Below are 17,870 nucleotides of genomic sequence, written 5' to 3' on the forward strand. Positions count from 1 at the left end.
CGCACCTTATCCCAGGATTGAGCGGACTGACAAAACCCATGTTATATTATTGCGGGGTGTTCCGATGTCCTTAGGGCACGGCGCCCGGTCGACTCCCGCGTCAGGCATGTATTGAACCGGAGGCGCCCGCATGAGGGCTTCCCGGTTCGTCTATCGTGACCGCGACGGCGAGCAGCACATGCCCCTGGTCGTTGCGGACCGCGACACGAAAATGTGCGCCGTGGCGCGCGATCGCGGGATGATCGCTAAGATAATCGCCCGCGAAAATGACCGCCTGGACACGCGCCACCTCGTCGTCGGCCAAATCGGTGCCGTCGTCGTCATTGACGTGTTTATGGTTGTCGATGTCGAAGAAGTATCTGGGCATGCTCGACTTCCTCAACCGTTACGCAAGCCCAATTCCTAGCAGGCCGGCGCTCCCTGCGCTCTTACCAAAATCAGTTTCGATGCGCGCAGCAAGCTCGACTTGACCAGCGTCGCGGGCGTAGGATGCGTGCAAACAATAGAGGATCCGCCCCATGAAACTGGCCAGCCTGAAGCATCCCGACGCTACTCGGGGACGAGACGGCAAGCTTGTGGTCGTCTCCAACGACCTCGCCTGGTACGCTGATGCGAGCCATATCGCGCCGACGCTGCAGGCCGCGCTCGACGACTGGGACCGGCTTTCGATCGACCTCAAGAACCTGTCGACCGATCTCGAGCACGAGATGATCCCGATGCGGCGCTTCCACGAGCATGACGCCGAGTCGCCGTTGCCGCGTGCGTATCAATGGGCGGATGGCTCGGCCTACGTGAATCATGTTGCGCTCGTGCGACAGGCGCGCGCGGCGGAAATGCCCGACAGCTTCTGGCACGATCCGTTGATGTATCAGGGTGGCTCGGACGGGTTCCTCGGGCCCCGCGATCCGATCCCGCTCGCCGACGAATCCTGGGGTTGCGACATGGAGGGCGAGGTGGTCGTCGTCACCGGCGACGTCCCGCTCGGCGCGAGTCGCGACGAGGCGCTGGCGGCGATCCTGCTGGTCGGGCTCACCAACGACGTGTCCTTGCGCAACCTGATTCCCGGCGAGCTCGGCAAGGGCTTCGGCTTTTCCAATCGAAACCGGCCAGCGCGTTCTCGCCCGTCTTCGTCACCCCCGACTCGCTCGGCGACTGGTGGAAGGACGGCAAGTTGCACCGCAAGCTGATGGTCGACCTTAACGGCCAGCCGCTCGGTCGCGCCGAGGCGGGCGAGGACATGACGTTCGACTTCGGTACACTCGTCGCCCACGCCGCCAAGACCCGGAAGCTCGGCGCGGGAACGATCGTCGGCTCGGGCACCGTCTCGAACCGCGGCCCCGATGGTGGTCCCGGCAAGTCGGTTGCCGAGGGTGGCGTCGGCTATTCCTGCCTCGCCGAAGTCCGGACTATCGAAACCATACAGGGCGGCAAGCCCGTCACGCCGTTCCTCAAGCAGGGTGACGTCGTCCGCATTTGGGCGGAGGACGACAAGCGCCATCCGATCTTCGGCGTGATCGAACAGACCGTCGGCGGCTGAATTCTGCGGAGGGGGAGAAAAATCCGCGCGGCACATCGTGAATGCGCAACTCCCCCTCGCAATCTGCGTTGAAATTTAATAACAAGCCTCGGTAAGAGTGTTCCGCGGTCACAGCGGCCTCATGGAGATGGAATGACGATGGCAAGCGAGCATCCGCGCGCCAATTTGCAGCCGCTCACGCTGCATATACCCGAGCCGAAGTTTCGCCCCGGCGACGCGGTGGACTTCGCCGAAGTCGACGTGCCGCCCGCCGGCGAAGCGCGCCGCCCCGACACCGCGGACAAGGCGTCCGACTTCATCGATCTCGCCTATACGCTGGTCCGCGTGCTCGACGACGACGGCAACGCGGTCGGCCCCTGGGACCCCAAGCTTTCGCCCGACGTGATGCGCCGCATGTTGCGCAGCATGGCTTTGCTCCGCGCGTTCGACGAGCGCATGTTCCGTGCGCAGCGTCAGGGCAAGACCAGCTTCTACATGAAGGCGCTTGGCGAGGAGGCGGTCGCGGTCGCGGCAGCCTACGCGCTCGATTACGAGGACATGTGCTTCCCCTCGTACCGTCAACAAGGCCTGTTGATCGCGCGGGGCTGGAGCCTCGTCGACATGATGAACCAGATTTATTCGAACACGGCGGACCGGCTCGGCGGCAAGCAGCTGCCGATCATGTATTCGGTCAAGGAAGCCGGCTTCTTCTCGATCTCGGGCAACCTCACGACGCAGTATCCGCAGGCTGTCGGCTGGGCGATGGCGTCCGCCGCCAAGGGCGACACGCGGATCGCCGCCACCTGGTGCGGCGAAGGCTCGACCGCGGAGGGCGACTTCCACTCGGCCTGCACGTTCGCCGCGGTCTACCGCGCACCGGTGATCTTCAACGTCGTCAACAACCAGTGGGCGATCTCCAGCTTCTCCGGGTTCGCCGGTGCCGAGGCGACGACGTTCGCGGCGCGCGCGGTCGGCTATGGGATTGCCGGACTCCGCGTCGACGGCAACGACGCGCTCGCGGTCTACGCAGCGACCGAATGGGCCGCCGAGCGCGCGCGCACCAACCAGGGCCCGACGCTGATCGAGCACTTCACCTATCGCGCAGAAGGCCATTCGACCTCCGACGACCCCGGCCAGTATCGCAGCGAAGGCGAACCCAATGCCTGGCCGCTCGGCGACCCGATCAAGCGCCTCAAGGATCACCTGATCGCGATCGGCGAATGGGACGAGGAGCGCCACGCGGCACAGGACAAGGAACTCGCCGAGCAGGTCAAGGCCGCGCAGAAGGAAGCCGAGAAGAACGGCATCCTCGGCCACGGCCTCCACCAGCCGCTCGAGTCGCTGTTCGACGGCGTGTTCGAGGAGATGCCGTGGCATCTGAAGGAGCAGCGCCAGCAAATGCTCGACGAGGAAACGGCCAGCGGCCGTCCATGGGATCGCAAGGCATGAGCGACATGACGCAAGCACACGAGTCCGAGGCAACGGACGCCGAGCCCACCGCACGCATGAACATGATCCAGGCGATCAACTCCGCAATGGACATCATGATGGAGCGCGATCCGGACGTGATCGTCATGGGCGAGGATGTCGGCTATTTCGGCGGCGTTTTCCGCGCGACCGCCGGGCTCCAGGCCAAGCACGGCAAGACCCGCGTGTTCGACACCCCGATCACCGAATGCGGCATCATCGGCGTCGCGGTCGGCATGGGCGCGTACGGCCTGCGCCCCGTCCCCGAGATCCAGTTCGCGGACTACATCTACCCTGCGCTCGACCAGCTCGTCTCCGAAGCCGCACGACTTCGGTATCGCTCGGCGGGTGAGTTCACTTCGCCGATCACGGTGCGCTCGCCGTTCGGCGGCGGCATCTTCGGCGGCCAGACGCACAGCCAGTCGCCGGAGGGTCTTTTCACCCACATGTCCGGCATCAAGACGGTGATCCCGTCGACGCCGTACGACGCCAAGGGCCTGCTGATCGCCGCGATCGAGGACAATGATCCGACGCTCTTCTTCGAACCCAAGCGCATCTACAACGGCCCGTTCGACGGCTATTGGGATCGCCCGTCGCAGAACTGGTCGAAGCATCCGGCCGGCGAAGTCCCGACCGGCTATTACAAGATCGAACTCGGCAAGGCGAAGATCGTCCGCGCGGGCGAGGCGCTCACCATCCTAGCCTATGGCACGATGGTCCATGTCTGCGCGGCCGTGGTCGCCGAGGCCGGGATCGACGCCGAGATCGTCGACCTCCGCACGCTCGTCCCGCTCGACATCGAGACGATCGAGGCGTCGGTGAAGAAGACCGGTCGCTGCATGATCGTCCACGAGGCGACCCGCACCAGCGGCTTCGGCGCTGAGCTGTCGGCGATCGTCCAGGAACGCTGTTTCTACCATCTCGAAGCGCCGATCGAGCGCGTGACCGGGTTCGACACGCCGTACCCGCACAGCCTCGAATGGGCGTATTTCCCGGGGCCCGTCCGCATCGGCGAAGCCCTGAAAAAGATCATGAAGGACGCATAATGGCCCGCTTCACCTTCAAGCTGCCGGACATCGGCGAAGGCATCTCCGAGGCCGAGATCGTCGCATGGCACGTCGCCATCGGCGACCGTGTCGAGGAGGATTCACCGATCGCCGACATGATGACCGACAAGGCCACCGTCGAGATGGAATCGCCGGTGACCGGAATCGTCGTCGAACTCGCGGGCGAAGTCGGCGACCAGGTGTCGATCGGCGCCGCGCTGGTGGTGATCGAGACGGATGCGGTCGATGCCGCAGACGAAGTCGTCGCCGCGCCGCTGACCTCGGCGCAGGCCGAGACCGCCGAACAATACGAAGCCGAGAACCCGGGCGTCGAACTCCTCCCCGAAACGGGGAGGGGGACCGCCGGCGAAGCCGGGGGTGGGGGGCGTGCCGCAAACGACCCCGCCGGTGGCGGATACTGCATCGGTGGGCATGTTCCCGCAGACCGCTCCGCCCGTGGAAGCCCCCTCCACCATCCTGCGGATGGTCCCCCTCCCCGTGCCGGGGAGGATAAGGCGCACGCGCTCGCTTCCCCAGCGGTACGCGCCCGCGCGCGCGACCTCGGGATCGACCTCGCCTCGGTCAAATCCGACTCCGACCGAGTCCGCCACGCCGACCTCGACTCCTATCTCCGCTACGGCTCGGGCGAAGGCTACCACCCCCGCACGCGTCGCGCGCCCGCGAAGACCAGCCCATCAAGGTCATCGGCATGCGCCGCCGCATCGCCGAGAACATGGCCGCATCGAAGCGCGCGATCCCGCACTTCACCTATGTCGACGAGATCGACGTCACCGCCTTGGAGGCGATGCGTGCCGACCTAAACGCCAACCGCGGCGGCCGCCCCAAGCTGACGATGCTCCCGCTGATGATCGTCGCGATCTGCAAGACGATCCCAGACTTCCCGATGATGAACGCGCGCTACGACGACGAGGCAGGGGTCGTCACGCGCCACGGCGCAATCCATCTCGGCATGGCTGCACAGACAGACGCGGGGCTGACCGTCCCCGTGATCCGCGACGCGCAGGACCGCAACGTCTGGCAGCTCGCGGCCGAGATCACCCGCCTCGCCGAAGCCGCGCGCGCCGGCAAGCTCGCGCCCAACGAGATGGGCGGCGGCACGATCACCGTAACTTCGCTCGGGCCCCTAGGCGGCATCGCGACGACTCCGGTCATCAACCGCCCCGAAGTCGCGATCATCGGCCCCAACAAGATCGTCGAACGCCCCGTCTTCAAGGGAGATGAGGTCGTCCGCGCGAAACTGATGAACCTGTCGATCAGCTGCGACCACCGCGTCGTCGACGGCTGGGACGCGGCAAGCTTCGTTCAGGGCCTCAAGAAATACCTCGAAACCCCCGTCCTCCTCTTCGCCGACTGAGTCCGGCAACTGTTCGCTTCCTTCCCCCTCCCTGAAAGGGGGGCGGCGTGGGTCGGCCGGCTTGAGCAGCGCAATAATTTCACGGCGCAACAACCGTCACCCCAGCGAAAGCTGGGGTATCCCGATTGGCGGGTGCCGCGGCTCTCACGGTGAGATCCCAGCTTTCGCTGGGATGACGGTGATCGGCCTCACCGTTTTGAACCACACGGCAGCCAACCCACCCCCAACTCCTCCTTCATTGAGAGGCAGGAAGATCACACGATTTCGAACAACCCCGCGGCGCCCATGCCGCCTGCGGTGCACATCGACACCACGACATAGCGCACGCCGCGCTTGCGACCCTCGATCAGCGCATGCCCGACGAGCCGCGAGCCGGTCATTCCGAACGGATGGCCGACCGCGATCGCGCCGCCGTTGACGTTGTACTTCTCCGGATCGATCCCGAGGAAATCGCGGCAATAGAGGCATTGCGACGCGAACGCCTCGTTGAGCTCCCACAGGCCGATATCGCCGACCGACAGCCCCGCACGCTCGAGCAGCTTCGGGATCGCGAACACCGGCCCGATACCCATCTCCGCCGGGCTGCACCCCGCCGCCTGGAACCCGCGATAGATGCCGAGGATGTCCTTGCCCTCAGCCTCAGCAGTCCTGCGATCCATCAGCAGTTGCGCCGACGCGCCGTCCGACAACTGGCTCGCATTGCCCGCGGTGACACTCGACCCCGGCCCGGAAAACTCACCACCCGGCCATACCGTCTTCAGCCCGCGCAGACCCTCCAGCGTCGTGCCGGCGCGAATACCCTCGTCCTGCGACAGCGTGACGCTCTCGATCCCGGCGTGCGCACCCTGCTTGTCGAACAGCGCTTTCTCGACCGTGATCGGCACGATCTCCTCGGCAAATGCCCCGTTCGCCAACCCGGCGGCGGCACGCTGCTGGCTCATCGCGGCGTAGGCGTCCTGCGCCTCGCGGCTGATGCCGTATTTCTCCGCGACGATCTCTGCGGTCTCGATCATCGGGATATACGCTGCCGGTTCCTTGGCGATTACGCTCGCGTTGACGTAGCGCGGCGCATCCTTGGTCACGGTGTAGCTGATCGACTCCATCCCGCCGGCAAGCGCGACATCCGCCTCGTCGCACATGATCGTCCGCGCCGCGAGTGCCACGGCGGTCAGCCCCGACCCACATTTCCTGTCGAGCGTAAACGCCGGCACCGATTCCGGCAGCCCGCCCGCAAAGATCGCCATCCGTCCGGCGTTACCGCCCTGCGTCCCCCATTGGTTGCCGACGCCCCAGAACACCTCGTCGATCCGCGCCGGATCGATCCCTGCGCGCTCGACCACCGCGTTCATCACATGCCCCGCCAGCACCGGCGCCTCGGTCGCATTGAACGCGCCGCGATACGCCTTGCCGATAGCGGTACGGGCGGTCGAGACGATGGCGGCTTCACGCATGCTGGGACCTTTCGAGGATCGGGTATGCGCGATCTACCGCGTCGTTCCCGCAACGCAAAGCCTGAAGGTTTCACTTCATCAAGACAAGCTCTTCCGCCATCGTCGGATGCAGCGCAACGGTCGCGTCGAAATCGGCCTTGGTCAGCCCCGCCTTCACCGCGACCGCGGCGGACTGAAGGATCTCCGGGCAGTCCGGACCGATCATGTGGATGCCGACCACGCGGTCGGTCTCGCCATCGCAGATCATCTTGTACAGCGAGCGCTCGTTGCGGCCCGCCAGCACGTTCTTCATCGGGCGGAAGTCCGACGTGTAGACCTTCACCGAACCGAGCGCCTCCTTCGCCTGAGACTCGGTCATGCCGACGCCAGCCATTGGCGGGTGGCTGAACACAGCCGCGGGGACGTTGGCGTAATCGACGCGCGTGGGCTTGTTGCCGAAGAAGGTGTCGGCGAACGCCTGCCCCTCGCGGATCGCGACTGGGGTCAGCTGGATCCGGTTGGTGACGTCGCCGACCGCGAAGATCGAGTCGCAGCTCGACCGGTTGTCCTCGTCGACGATCACCGCGCCTGCCGCGTCCATCTCGACGCCTGCGGTTTCGAGCCCGAGGCCCTTGGTGTTAGGCAGGCGGCCAGTCGCGAACATCACGAGGTCGACGGTGATCGGCTCGTGTCCGCTCATCCTGACCGTGAGACACCCGTTCTCGTCCTTCTCGATGCTCTCGAACGCAGCGTTGAAGCGGAAATCGATGCCCTTGCTCATCGAAATCTGGAGCAGGCGGTCGCGGATCGACTCGTCATAGCCACGCAGGATCACATCGGTCCGGTTGACCAAAGTCACGTGCGACCCGAACTGGTGGAAGATCCCGGCGAACTCGTTGGCGATATAGCCTGCACCCGCGATCAGCACGCGCTTCGGCACGTCGTCGAGGTGGAACACCTCGTTCGAGGTGATGCCGTGCTCGGCGCCGGGGAATCCGGGCACCAGCGGGTGCGCGCCGACCGCGATCAGGATCTTCGCGGCGGTCTTGACGGTGCCATCGGCGAGCGTGACTTCGTTGGGCCCGGAGACGACCGCGCGCTGGTGGATGATGTCGACGTGATTGTTCTGCAGCGTGGTCGTGTAGGCGCCGTTGATCCGGTCGACCTCCTCCATGACGTTGTCGCGCAGCGTCGGCCAGCTGAACGCGCAGTCATCGGGCACCTGCCAGCCGAAGCGTTTTGCGTCCTTCAGATCCTCGGCGAAATGCGCGCCGTAGATCAGCAGCTTCTTCGGCACGCAGCCGCGGATGACGCAGGTGCCGCCGACCCGGTATTCCTCGGCAACCGCGACGCGTGCCCCGTGGGCGGCGGCAACGCGCGAGGCGCGCGTCCCGCCCGAGCCTGCGCCGATGACGAAGAGGTCGTAGTCGAATTGGGTATCGGTCGCGGATGTGGTGTCGGTCACGGGCAGTCCTTGTACGTCGCGTGCCGCTTGGGAGCGGCTTTGCATGCCATCTGGGGCAGGGGGCGCGACGCCACAACCCCGGCGCGGCGATCACGCTGATCGGCTGGGTCTATCGCTGACCGGCCTTGCGCATCGGCATCGCGTCGATCGTCGCTTCCAGTGCGGCGGCGGGGAAGGGCTTGGCGCTGCGCAGTTTCTCGCCGCCGTCCTTGCCGATGAGGATCGCGGTGAAGCGGGTGGGGAGGTTGTATCGGCGGCGGAGCGTCGCGGCTGGGTTGCTCGCGCCGCGGACAGTGTCACCAACGATTTCGACGATGGTGAGGTCGCGCGCGACAGCGTCGGTTTTCCACCCGGCGAGAATGCGACGCTGCTCAGCAAGCGCGGGATCTTCAGCGGTCGAGGCGGAGACGATCAACACGCGCCGCTCCCACTTCATCTGCGCGACGGTGGGTGAGGCGGCGAGCGCGACGGCAAGGAGTAGTAGCATCATGGCGTAACGCGGTATGGTAAAGAGTGCTCCATACCTACAACAACCGACCTCCACCCCGGCGAAGGCCGGGGCCCAGTTGGTGAGGCTTTGGTGTGGCAAACTGCGGTTCACCCAACTGGGCCCCGGCCTTCGCCGGGGTGGTGCGTTTTTGGGTTGGGTAATTGGATTACAGACAAAGGGGAGGGGACCGCCCTCCCCCAACCTCACCCAAACGCGCGCTTGATCAGATCATCCGTCGAAGGATCGAACGTCTGTCCGCCCTTCTCCGCCGCCTTCGCCATTTCCTTCCCAAGCTCGACTCCGAACTGGTCGAACGAATTGATCCCCAGCAGCACTCCGTTCACGAACACCCGGTGCTCGTAAAACGCGATCAGCGCGCCCAGCGTGTGCGCGTCGAGATCGTCGAGCAGCAGCGTCGACGACGGCCGGTCGCCCGAATAGCTCCGCGCCGGATCCTCGACCTGCTTGCCCGCCATCAGCGCCGCACCCTGCGCAAACGCATTCAGCAACAGCGCACGGTGATGCTCCTCGGGCAGCGTGTCGCCCGGCTCGATCACCGCGATGAACTCGACCGGCACGAGATGCGTGCCCTGGTGGAGCAACTGGAACACCGCATGCTGCGCCTCGGTGCCGACGCCGCCCCAAGTGATCGCCGCCGACGGACGCCCGAGCGGCTGGCCGTCGACCGTCACCGACTTGCCGTTCGATTCCATCTCAAGCTGCTGGAGATAGCTCGGCAGCAACCGCAACCGCTCGTCATACGCGAACGGCGCGCGCGTCTCGGCATGGCGGATCTGCGTGTAATAGAGGTCAGCGAACGCCGCGAGCGCCGGCGCGTTCTCGTGCAGCGCGGAGAGTCGGAAATGCCGGTCCATCTCGGCCGCACCCTCGAGCAGCTCCTCGAACTTGTCCCAGCCAAGCGCGATCGCCGCCGGGAAACCGATCGTCGACCACAGCGAATACCGCCCACCGACGCTCTCCGCGAACGGCAGGATGCGCGTTTCGTCGACACCCCATTCCATCGCCTTTTCGGGCGACGCGGTCAGCGCGATCACGCGGCCGTAAGGGTCCTCGACATTATGCTCGGTCATCCACTGCAGCACGCTTTCGGCGTTCATCAGCGTCTCGGTCGTGGTGAAGGTCTTCGATGCGACCACGAGCAGCGTCGCCGCCGGATCGAACTTCGCGAACACGTCCTCCAGCGCAACGCCGTCGACATTGGCGACGATCGCGACGTCGTAGCGCTTGTCCTCACGCCCCAGCGCATCGACCAGCAACTGCGGCCCCAGCGCCGACCCACCGATCCCGACATGCAGGATATGCCGCACCGGACCCAGCGCCTCGGCCTCGATCGCATCGATCAGCGTCCGCATGCGCTGGTGGCTGGCCTGCGCGATCGCGACGCTCTCAGGCTTGCCCTCGCCGCGCTCGGCGGTGTGCTCGACCGCGCGGCCCTCGGTGACGTTGACGATTTCGCCCGAGAACAGCGCCTGCCGCTTGCCCGACAGGTCCTGCGCCTTCGCCATCTCCTCGAACGCGGTGACCATGTCCGTCGTCAGATGCGTCTTCGACCAGTCGAAGTGGATCCCCGCGACATCGAGGCTCAGCTTCGAGAGGCGCTCCGAGTCCGCTGCGAACAGGTCGGTCAGCGTGGTGGCGGGCAGGGCTTCGATCTTGGACCAGTCGGCGGTCATGCTACTTCTCCGAATAGACGTGCGCGCCGGTCATGCTGCAAGCGCGAGACCGCGACAACGTTCTTTCGGTGACACGTATCCCGCACACGCTTGACGATAGGCGCGGTCTGCGCAAACCCGCGCACATGGCAAATGACGTGAAGACCAAACCCAAGCGCTCCGAAACGAGCGAGACGTTCCGCTTTCTGCTGAAGCTCGCGGTGGTCGTGCTGATCCTGCGCAGCTTCATCTTCGCGCCGTTCAGCATCCCGTCCGAATCGATGCTGCCCCGGCTGCTGATCGGCGACTATCTCTTCGTCTCGAAGTGGAACTACGGCTATTCGCGCTGGTCGCTCCCCGCGGGTGTACCGCTGATTCCCGGGCGCATCTTCGGCAGCACGCCGACGCGCGGCGACGTCGTCGTCTTCCGCGCGCCCGAAGTGCTCGACCACGACGTCATCAAGCGTGTCATCGGCCTGCCCGGCGAGACGATCCAGATGCGGCAGGGCACCGTCTACCTCAACGGCAAGGCAATCCCGAAGCTCCGCATCGCCGACTTCACGATCCCGCTCACCGCCAATTTCAACGCCGAGAAATGCGGCGCGCCGTTCGTCGACGTCGTCGCCAACGTGCAGATCTGCCGCTACCCCCGCTTCCGCGAAACGCTCCCTGGCGAGAACGGGGCCGCCGGCCGCAGCTACGAAGTTCTCGACCAGGCCGAACTCCCCGATCGCGACGACACCGGGCTCTACACGATCCCCGCCGGGCACATCTTCGTGATGGGCGACAACCGCGACGACAGCGGCGACAGCCGCTTCCCCGCGCCGCAGGGCATGGGCTACGTCCCGCTCGAGAACGTCGAGGGCAAGGCCGTCGTCAACTTCTTCTCGACCGACGGCAATGCCGAATGGCTGAAGCCCTGGACCTGGGTCAGTGCCGCGCGCTGGAGCCGTATCGGGGAAGGCTTTGAGCGACCTCGCCGGCTGGCTGAAGACGCTCTTCGGCCGCGTACCGACCAACCTCGCCCCCTTTGAACGCGCGCTGACCCACGGCAGCCAGGCCGCGGCGAACTACGAGCGACTCGAGTTCCTCGGTGACCGCGTGCTCGGCCTGATCATCGCCGAGTGGCTATACGAACTGTTCGTGACCGACCCCGAGGGCTCGCTGTCGAAGCGCCTAAACGCACTCGTCACCGGCCCGGTCTGCGCCGACGTGGCGCGAGAACTCGGCGTCCGCGCGCATCTAAAACTCGGCAAGCAGGCGCGCGACGACGGCGCCAGCGACAGCGACAACGTGCTCGGCGACGTGATGGAAGCGCTGATCGGCGCCTGGTACCAGGAAGCCGGCCTCGATGCCGCCCGCGCCTTCGTCCGCGGCGCATGGGGCGACCGTGTCCAGGCGGGCGCAAAAGCCCCGCAACACCCCAAGTCCGCGCTCCAGGAATGGGCCGCCGCGCACAACCGCAAGCCCCCCGAATATACCATCGTCGAACGCACCGGCCCCGGCCACGCCCCCAAATTCACGATGCTGGTGTCAGTCGGCAAGCTAGCCGAAGCGACTGCGACGGGCTCCAGCAAACAGGAAGCCGAGACTGCCGCGGCCAAGGCGCTGCTGGAGAAGCTCGGCTAAGAAGGATTTGTTCGCGCAGAGGCGCAGAGGACGCGGAGGTGGTACGCTTGGGGCACGGTCGTGCCCGGCAAGACACCGAGATACTCGGCGGGATGTGATCGCGGCGGTCACGCGCCTCATTCGCATCATCTCCGCGTCCTCTGCGCCTCTGCGCGAAATAACTGCCTTCCTAAAACTGCGCTCGACGCGGCGACAGTGCCGTAGTTCGGCGGGAATGACGCGAGGGCGTTTTGTCTGTATGACCGCACCCGAATATCCCGATGCCGAAAAGAGCTTTAGTGACCGAACCTACCACGCCTGAAATCTCCGCCCCCAAGCATTGCGGCCTAGTCGCCATCGTCGGCGCGCCGAACGCGGGCAAGTCGACGCTCGTCAACGCGCTCGTTGGCCAGAAGGTCGCGATCGTCAGCCCCAAGGCACAGACGACACGCGCCAAGCTGATGGGCGTCGCGATCGAGGGCGACACGCAGATCCTGCTCGTCGACACCCCCGGCATCTTCGAGCCCAAGCGCCGCTTCGACCGCGCGATGGTCGCCGCCGCCTGGGGTGGTGCTGAAGGCTCCGACATCATCGCACTGGTGGTCGACGCGAAGGGTGGCATCGGCGGCAAGGTGACGACGATCGTCGAGTCGCTGGTCGGCCGCACCGAGCCGATCTGGCTGATCCTCAACAAGGTCGATCTCGCCGACAAGACCAAGCTGCTGATCCACGCCGAGAAACTGAACGCGCTGCTCCCGTTCGCCGAGACCTTCTTCATCAGCGCCGGCACCGGCGACGGCCTCGCCCACTTCAAGACGCAACTCGCCAAGGCGATGCCAGAAGGTCCGTGGCACTACCCCGAGGACCAGGTCTCCGACTCGACCGAGCGCGCGCTGGCCTCCGAGGTCACGCGCGAACAGCTCTATCTCCAGCTCCACGCCGAACTCCCCTATGCGAGCACGATCGAGACCGAGCAGTATATCGAACGCCAGGACGGCTCGCTGGAGATCCACCAGCAGATCCTCGTCGAACGCCCCACCCAGCGCGCGATCGTGCTCGGCAAGGGCGGCGTCCGCATCAAGGAAATCGGCGCCCGCTCCCGCATCGAACTCGCCTCGATCACCGGCAAGCCCGTCCATCTATACCTGCACGTAAAGGTAAAGCCGGGCTGGGACGAAGACCGCGAAGTCTACCGCGACATGGGCCTAGACTGGGTCGACTGAACCCGCGAAAATATTCCATCCCGGCGAAGGCCGGGGCCCAATTGGTGGACGGTCGTAACTGCGGACAACGATCCGTCACTTCGACCTTTCTAATTGGGCCCCGGCCTTCGCCGGGGTGGTGTAGAGTTCGAACAAGCTGGGTCAGTTTTTCCACGATTCGATCCCGCAATAGTAAAACCGTTACTTGATCGCCCGGTCGAAACTGCGCCGTCCTCTTACCCGCGCATGCTATCGTCCCTACGCCCGCTCAGCCGGACGAGGACCACACGATGCCGATCATGATCGATGCGACGTCCGCGATCCGCTATGACCAGCTTCCTCTTTCCCCGGTCGCCTGGGATTTCGGCCTGTTCCAGCTCAGATGGTACGCGCTCAGCTACATCGCGATGATCGCCCTGGGCTGGTGGTATCTGCGGAAAATGCTCGGGCGATCCGGCGCGCCGATGGCTGAACGCCATGTCGACGACCTCGTCTTCTATCTGACGCTCGGCATCATACTCGGCGGCCGCCTCGGCTATTGCCTGTTCTACCGGCCGGAGATCTGGCGCGATCCGCTGGACGTGCTGAAACTCTGGCGGGGCGGGATGTCGCTGCATGGCGGGTTCCTCGGCGTGATCGTCAGCCTGATCGCGTTCACCCGCCGCCATCGCCTCTCGCTGCTCCGCGTCTGCGACTATGTTGCGTGCGCGACGCCGTTTGGGCTCGTGCTGGTACGGATCGCCAATTTCGTGAACGGTGAGTTGTGGGGCCGGCCCAGTTCGCTGCCCTGGGCGGTGATCTTCCCCGGCACGCAGGACGGCATCCCCCGCCACCCCAGCCAGCTATACGAAGCCGCGCTCGAGGGGGCGTGACCATGATCGTGCTCGCATATCTGTTCTGGCGCACCGACGCGCGGCTTCGCCCGGGACGGCTGCTCGGCACCGGACTGACCCTCTACGGCACTGCGCGCTTCCTGCTCGAATTCGTCCGCCAGCCCGACGCCGGACTCGATCACCTGTGGTGGGGACTGACGATGGGGCAAACGCTGAGCGTGCCGATGATCGTGGCGGGTATCTGGTTCTGGGGGCGGTCCTATACGCGATCGTCCGTAACGCCCGTGCCTGCCTGACTATCGGCCCAGCACTTCGTCCACCCACGACGGCACCAGCACGCCCGCCGCACCGATCCGCGTCTGCTCGAAGAACACGCTCCCCATCGACGGATCGAGGTTCAGTTCCAGCGTCCGCGCCCCATGATACGCCGCGGTCTGTACGAACCCCGCCGCCGGATACACCGCCCCCGACGTGCCGATCGACACGAACAGGTCGGCCTTCGCCAACGCCGCCTCGATCCGTTCCATCTGGTACGGCATCTCGCCGAAGAACACGATGTCCGGCCGCAGCGCCGCCGAGCCACACGCGCCGCACGCCGACCCCTCCGGCAGGCTGCCCGCCCAAGGCTCGCGCGCACCGCACGCGGCACACAAGGCCGAAAGCAACTCGCCATGCATATGGAGCATCCGCGTCGCGCCCGCCCGCTCGTGCAAATCGTCGACATTCTGCGTGACGATCAGCAACTCGCCCGCCCATTCTGCATCCAGCCGCGCCAGCGCACGGTGCGCGGCATTGGGCTCGACCGTCGCCAACGCAGCGCGGCGCAGATCGTAGAACCGGTGCACCAGTTCCGGATCCGCTGCGAGCGCCTCGCGCGTGCAGACATCTTCGACCCGGTGCCCCTCCCACAAGCCGCCCGGCCCGCGGAACGTCGCGATCCCGCTCTCCGCCGAGATGCCCGCGCCCGTCAGGACGACGATGTTTCTGATATCCTGCATCGGCGCATTCTAGGCGGAGCAGCGCCGCGCGGAAAGCCGAAGTCGCCCTGCCGCCGCCGAAATGGCCCAACACTCACTCGCCGACGCTGCCCGTAGCATGCGACCGATTGCCCCTTCCGGCGGTGAGCCACATCGACCATATCATCATGGCCGTCTGCGAACCGATCGCCGGTGCCGTCTCGGCGCTACGCCTTGATATTGTGAAGGATTTACTGCGATGTTGACGAAAAAGCTGATGCTGCTGAGCGGCGTGGTCGCGGTCCTTGGCGGCTGTGGTCAGACGACTTCGACGGACTCGAACACCTCGACCGCAAACATCGCCATGGGCAACACCACCGCGGCGAGCGCGACCCCGGCCGTAAACCGTGTACGCGGCGTCATCACCGCGATCGGTACCGACGCGCTGACCGTCCAGACCTATGACGGCAAGTCGGCCACCGTTCCGCTCGACGCGAACACCAAGTTCGCCTGGGTGGTGAAGTCCGACCTGTCGACGCTCAAGGACGGCGACTTCATCGGTACCGCGACGACCGGTCCCGACGACGCGCTGCGCGCGGTCGAACTGGTGATCTTCCCCGAGGCGATGCGCGGCACCGGCGAGGGTCATTATCCCTGGGACGTCCCCGGCGCGGTCGCGGCTGCAGGCGGCGGCACGAACGGGTCCAGCGCAATGACCAACGGCACCGTCGACGGGCAGAGCGCGATGACCAACGGCACCGTCGATGGCCAGAGTGCGATGACCAACGGCACGGTCGCGCAGCAGAGCGGCATGACGAATGGCACGGTCACAGGTGGCGCAGGCAAGCCCGGCGAGACCAAGCTGAGCATCTCGTACAAGGGCGGCAAGGCCCAGGTCGTCGTCCCCGTCGGCACGCCGATCGTCCGGTTCGAGCCGGCCGAGCGCACCGTCCTCGCCAAGGGCCAGAAGCTGTTCGCGATCATCTCGGCGGACTCCAAGGGCGCCAGGTCGGTCGCAGTGGGCAAGGACGGCCTGACGCCACCGATGTAATCACCGCGCGGCCATCGGGCCGGTACCTCGGTGATCAAAGCAAGGGGGCTGGAGTGGCGGGATCATCGTTCCAGCCCCTTTCGTTTGGCATCGACGCGACACGCCGACCTTCACCGCTTGGATCTGCGTGATCGCGCTCGCCATGGTCTGTGACGTGACCCCGTCTTCAAAAATCGCACGATCGCCGCTAAGACGTCTGCAAACCTGTATCCGTAAAGGCGCTGCATGACCGTCATCACCGAAGCCGACCTGATCGAAAGCGTCGCCGACGCACTCCAGTTCATCAGCTACTACCACCCGATGGATTACATTCGCGCGCTGGGCGTCGCGTACGAGGCCGAGCAGAGCCCCGCCGCCAAGGATGCGATCGCGCAGATCCTGACCAACAGCCGGATGTGCGCGGAGGGCCACCGCCCGATCTGCCAGGACACCGGGATCGTCACGATCTTCGTCAAATGGGGCCAGGATTGCCGTCTTGAGTCGACCCGCTCGCTGCAGGAAGTGATCGATGAGGGTGTTCGGAAGGCGTATCTCAACCCGGAGAACAAGCTGCGTGCGTCGATCCTCGCCGACCCCGCCTTCACCCGCCGCAATACCAAGGACAACACGCCGAGCGTGATGCATGTCGAGATGGTGCCCGGCAACACCGTCTCGATCGACGTCGCGGCGAAGGGCGGCGGCAGTGAGAACAAGTCGAAGTTCAAGATGATGAACCCATCCGACTCGATCGTCGACTGGGTGCTCGAGATGATCCCGCAGATGGGCGCCGGCTGGTGCCCGCCCGGCATGCTAGGGATCGGCATCGGCGGCACCGCAGAAAAGTCGATGATCCTCGCCAAGCAGTCGCTGATGGGCTCGATCGACATGGCACAGCTGAAGGCGCGCGGCCCGAAGAACGACATCGAGGCGCTGCGGATCGAGATCTACGACAAGGTCAATGCGCTCGGTATCGGCGCGCAGGGCTTGGGCGGGCTGTCCACCATCCTCGACGTCAAGATCTTCGACTGGCCGACCCACGCCGCGTCGAAGCCGGTGGCGATGATCCCGAACTGCGCCGCCACCCGCCACGCGCATTTCGTGCTCGACGGCTCGGGCCCGGTGTATCTGGAAGCGCCGAAGCTGGAGGAATGGCCCGACGTCAACTGGACGCCCGACAAGGCCGCGATCCGTGTCGATCTCGACACGCTGACGCCCGAAGTCGTGCAAACCTGGAAGCACGGCGACCGCCTGTTGCTCAACGGCAAGATGCTGACTGGGCGCGATGCGGCGCACAAGCGGATCAAGGACATGCTTGATGCGGGCGAGCCGCTGCCGGTAGATTTCAAGGGTCGCGTGATCTACTACGTTGGCCCGGTCGATCCGGTTGGCGAGGAAGTCGTCGGACCTGCGGGCCCCACCACGGCGACGCGGATGGACAAGTTCACGCGGATGATGCTCGACCAAGGCCTGCTGGCGATGGTCGGCAAGGCGGAGCGCGGCGGCGATGCGACCAAGGCGATCGCGGAGGCCAAGTCGGCGTATCTCATGGCGGTCGGTGGGGCTGCGTATCTGGTCGCGCGCGCGATCAAGGGTTCGAAGGTCGTCGGCTTTGCGGATCTCGGGATGGAAGCGATCTACGAGTTCGAGGTCAGCGACTTCCCAGTGACCGTCGCGGTCGATTCCGCGGGCGAGAACGTCCACCAGCTTGCACCGCTGGTGTGGCGCGAGAAGATCGCGCGCGAAGGCTTGCTGACGCCGGCATGACGACGCGCGCAGGCA

General features: G+C 65.6%; 13 protein-coding genes and 3 pseudogenes. 10 read left to right on the top strand and 6 right to left on the bottom strand.

The window, feature by feature from the left end:
- Positions 1-100: 100 nt before the first annotated feature.
- Positions 101-367, bottom strand: a complete 267-nt coding sequence (locus QP164_RS17910) for a DUF6894 family protein (protein WP_132896052.1) — start codon at positions 365-367, stop codon at positions 101-103.
- Between the two features lie 151 nt (positions 368-518).
- Between QP164_RS17910 and QP164_RS17915 the strand changes: the two are divergent.
- From QP164_RS17915 to QP164_RS17930, 4 genes and pseudogenes are all read left to right on the top strand, one after another.
- Positions 519-1,537: pseudogene (locus tag QP164_RS17915) on the top strand (fumarylacetoacetate hydrolase family protein).
- Between the two features lie 138 nt (positions 1,538-1,675).
- A complete protein-coding gene (locus QP164_RS17920) occupies positions 1,676-2,965 on the top strand; it encodes a thiamine pyrophosphate-dependent enzyme (protein WP_133030197.1) in 1,290 nt (429 codons plus the stop codon).
- Positions 2,966-3,021: 56 nt separating this feature from the next.
- Positions 3,022-4,029: an alpha-ketoacid dehydrogenase subunit beta gene (locus tag QP164_RS17925; protein WP_056053047.1), complete on the top strand. Its 1,008-nt coding sequence runs from the start codon at positions 3,022-3,024 to the stop codon at positions 4,027-4,029.
- Positions 4,029-5,404, top strand: a pseudogene (locus QP164_RS17930) (dihydrolipoamide acetyltransferase family protein). The gene QP164_RS17925 and the pseudogene QP164_RS17930 overlap by 1 nt, the downstream one beginning before the upstream one ends.
- 254 nt (positions 5,405-5,658) lie before the next feature.
- On the opposite strand, the gene QP164_RS17935 reads toward QP164_RS17930, so the two are convergent.
- The 4 genes from QP164_RS17935 to pgi all read right to left on the bottom strand — a co-directional run bounded on the left by QP164_RS17935 (position 5,659) and on the right by pgi (position 10,483).
- Entirely contained in the window at positions 5,659-6,855 is a 1,197-nt protein-coding gene (locus QP164_RS17935; protein ID WP_333923991.1) for a thiolase family protein, read from the bottom strand.
- Positions 6,856-6,925: 70 nt separating this feature from the next.
- Complete coding sequence (gene gorA, locus QP164_RS17940; protein WP_333923992.1) at positions 6,926-8,299, bottom strand: glutathione-disulfide reductase; 1,374 nt, start codon at positions 8,297-8,299, stop codon at positions 6,926-6,928.
- A 109-nt stretch (positions 8,300-8,408) separates the two neighbouring features.
- Positions 8,409-8,789: a DUF4174 domain-containing protein gene (locus QP164_RS17945; RefSeq protein WP_333923993.1), complete on the bottom strand. Its 381-nt coding sequence runs from the start codon at positions 8,787-8,789 to the stop codon at positions 8,409-8,411.
- A gap of 203 nt (positions 8,790-8,992) precedes the next feature.
- Positions 8,993-10,483 (bottom strand): glucose-6-phosphate isomerase, encoded by a 1,491-nt coding sequence (pgi, locus tag QP164_RS17950; protein ID WP_333923994.1) that lies wholly within the window; start codon positions 10,481-10,483, stop codon positions 8,993-8,995.
- A gap of 125 nt (positions 10,484-10,608) precedes the next feature.
- Here pgi and lepB point away from each other — a divergent pair, with 125 nt between their 5' ends.
- The 4 genes and pseudogenes from lepB to lgt all read left to right on the top strand — a co-directional run bounded on the left by lepB (position 10,609) and on the right by lgt (position 14,401).
- Entirely contained in the window at positions 10,609-11,496 is an 888-nt protein-coding gene (gene lepB / locus QP164_RS17955) for a signal peptidase I (protein WP_443027490.1), read from the top strand.
- Positions 11,429-12,091 (top strand): ribonuclease III, encoded by a 663-nt coding sequence (gene rnc, locus QP164_RS17960; protein WP_333923996.1) that lies wholly within the window; start codon positions 11,429-11,431, stop codon positions 12,089-12,091. Before lepB ends, rnc begins: the two co-directional genes overlap by 68 nt.
- 260 nt (positions 12,092-12,351) lie before the next feature.
- Positions 12,352-13,293, top strand: a complete 942-nt coding sequence (gene era, locus QP164_RS17965) for a GTPase Era (RefSeq protein WP_333923997.1) — start codon at positions 12,352-12,354, stop codon at positions 13,291-13,293.
- Between the two features lie 269 nt (positions 13,294-13,562).
- A pseudogene (gene lgt, locus QP164_RS17970) lies at positions 13,563-14,401 on the top strand (prolipoprotein diacylglyceryl transferase).
- Here the strand turns inward: lgt and QP164_RS17975 are convergent.
- A complete protein-coding gene (locus QP164_RS17975; RefSeq protein ID WP_333923998.1) occupies positions 14,402-15,103 on the bottom strand; it encodes an NAD-dependent deacylase in 702 nt (233 codons plus the stop codon).
- Between the two features lie 217 nt (positions 15,104-15,320).
- On the opposite strand from QP164_RS17975, the gene QP164_RS17980 reads away from it, so the two are divergent.
- Together QP164_RS17980 and QP164_RS17985 are read left to right on the top strand one after the other, a co-directional pair.
- Complete coding sequence (locus tag QP164_RS17980; protein WP_333923999.1) at positions 15,321-16,112, top strand: hypothetical protein; 792 nt, start codon at positions 15,321-15,323, stop codon at positions 16,110-16,112.
- A 225-nt stretch (positions 16,113-16,337) separates the two neighbouring features.
- A complete protein-coding gene (locus QP164_RS17985) occupies positions 16,338-17,855 on the top strand; it encodes a fumarate hydratase (protein ID WP_333924001.1) in 1,518 nt (505 codons plus the stop codon).
- The last annotated feature ends 15 nt before the right edge of the window (positions 17,856-17,870 follow it).

The sequence above is a fragment of the Sphingomonas sp. LR59 genome, from assembly GCF_036855945.1.
Classification (GTDB): Bacteria; Pseudomonadota; Alphaproteobacteria; order Sphingomonadales; family Sphingomonadaceae; genus Sphingomonas.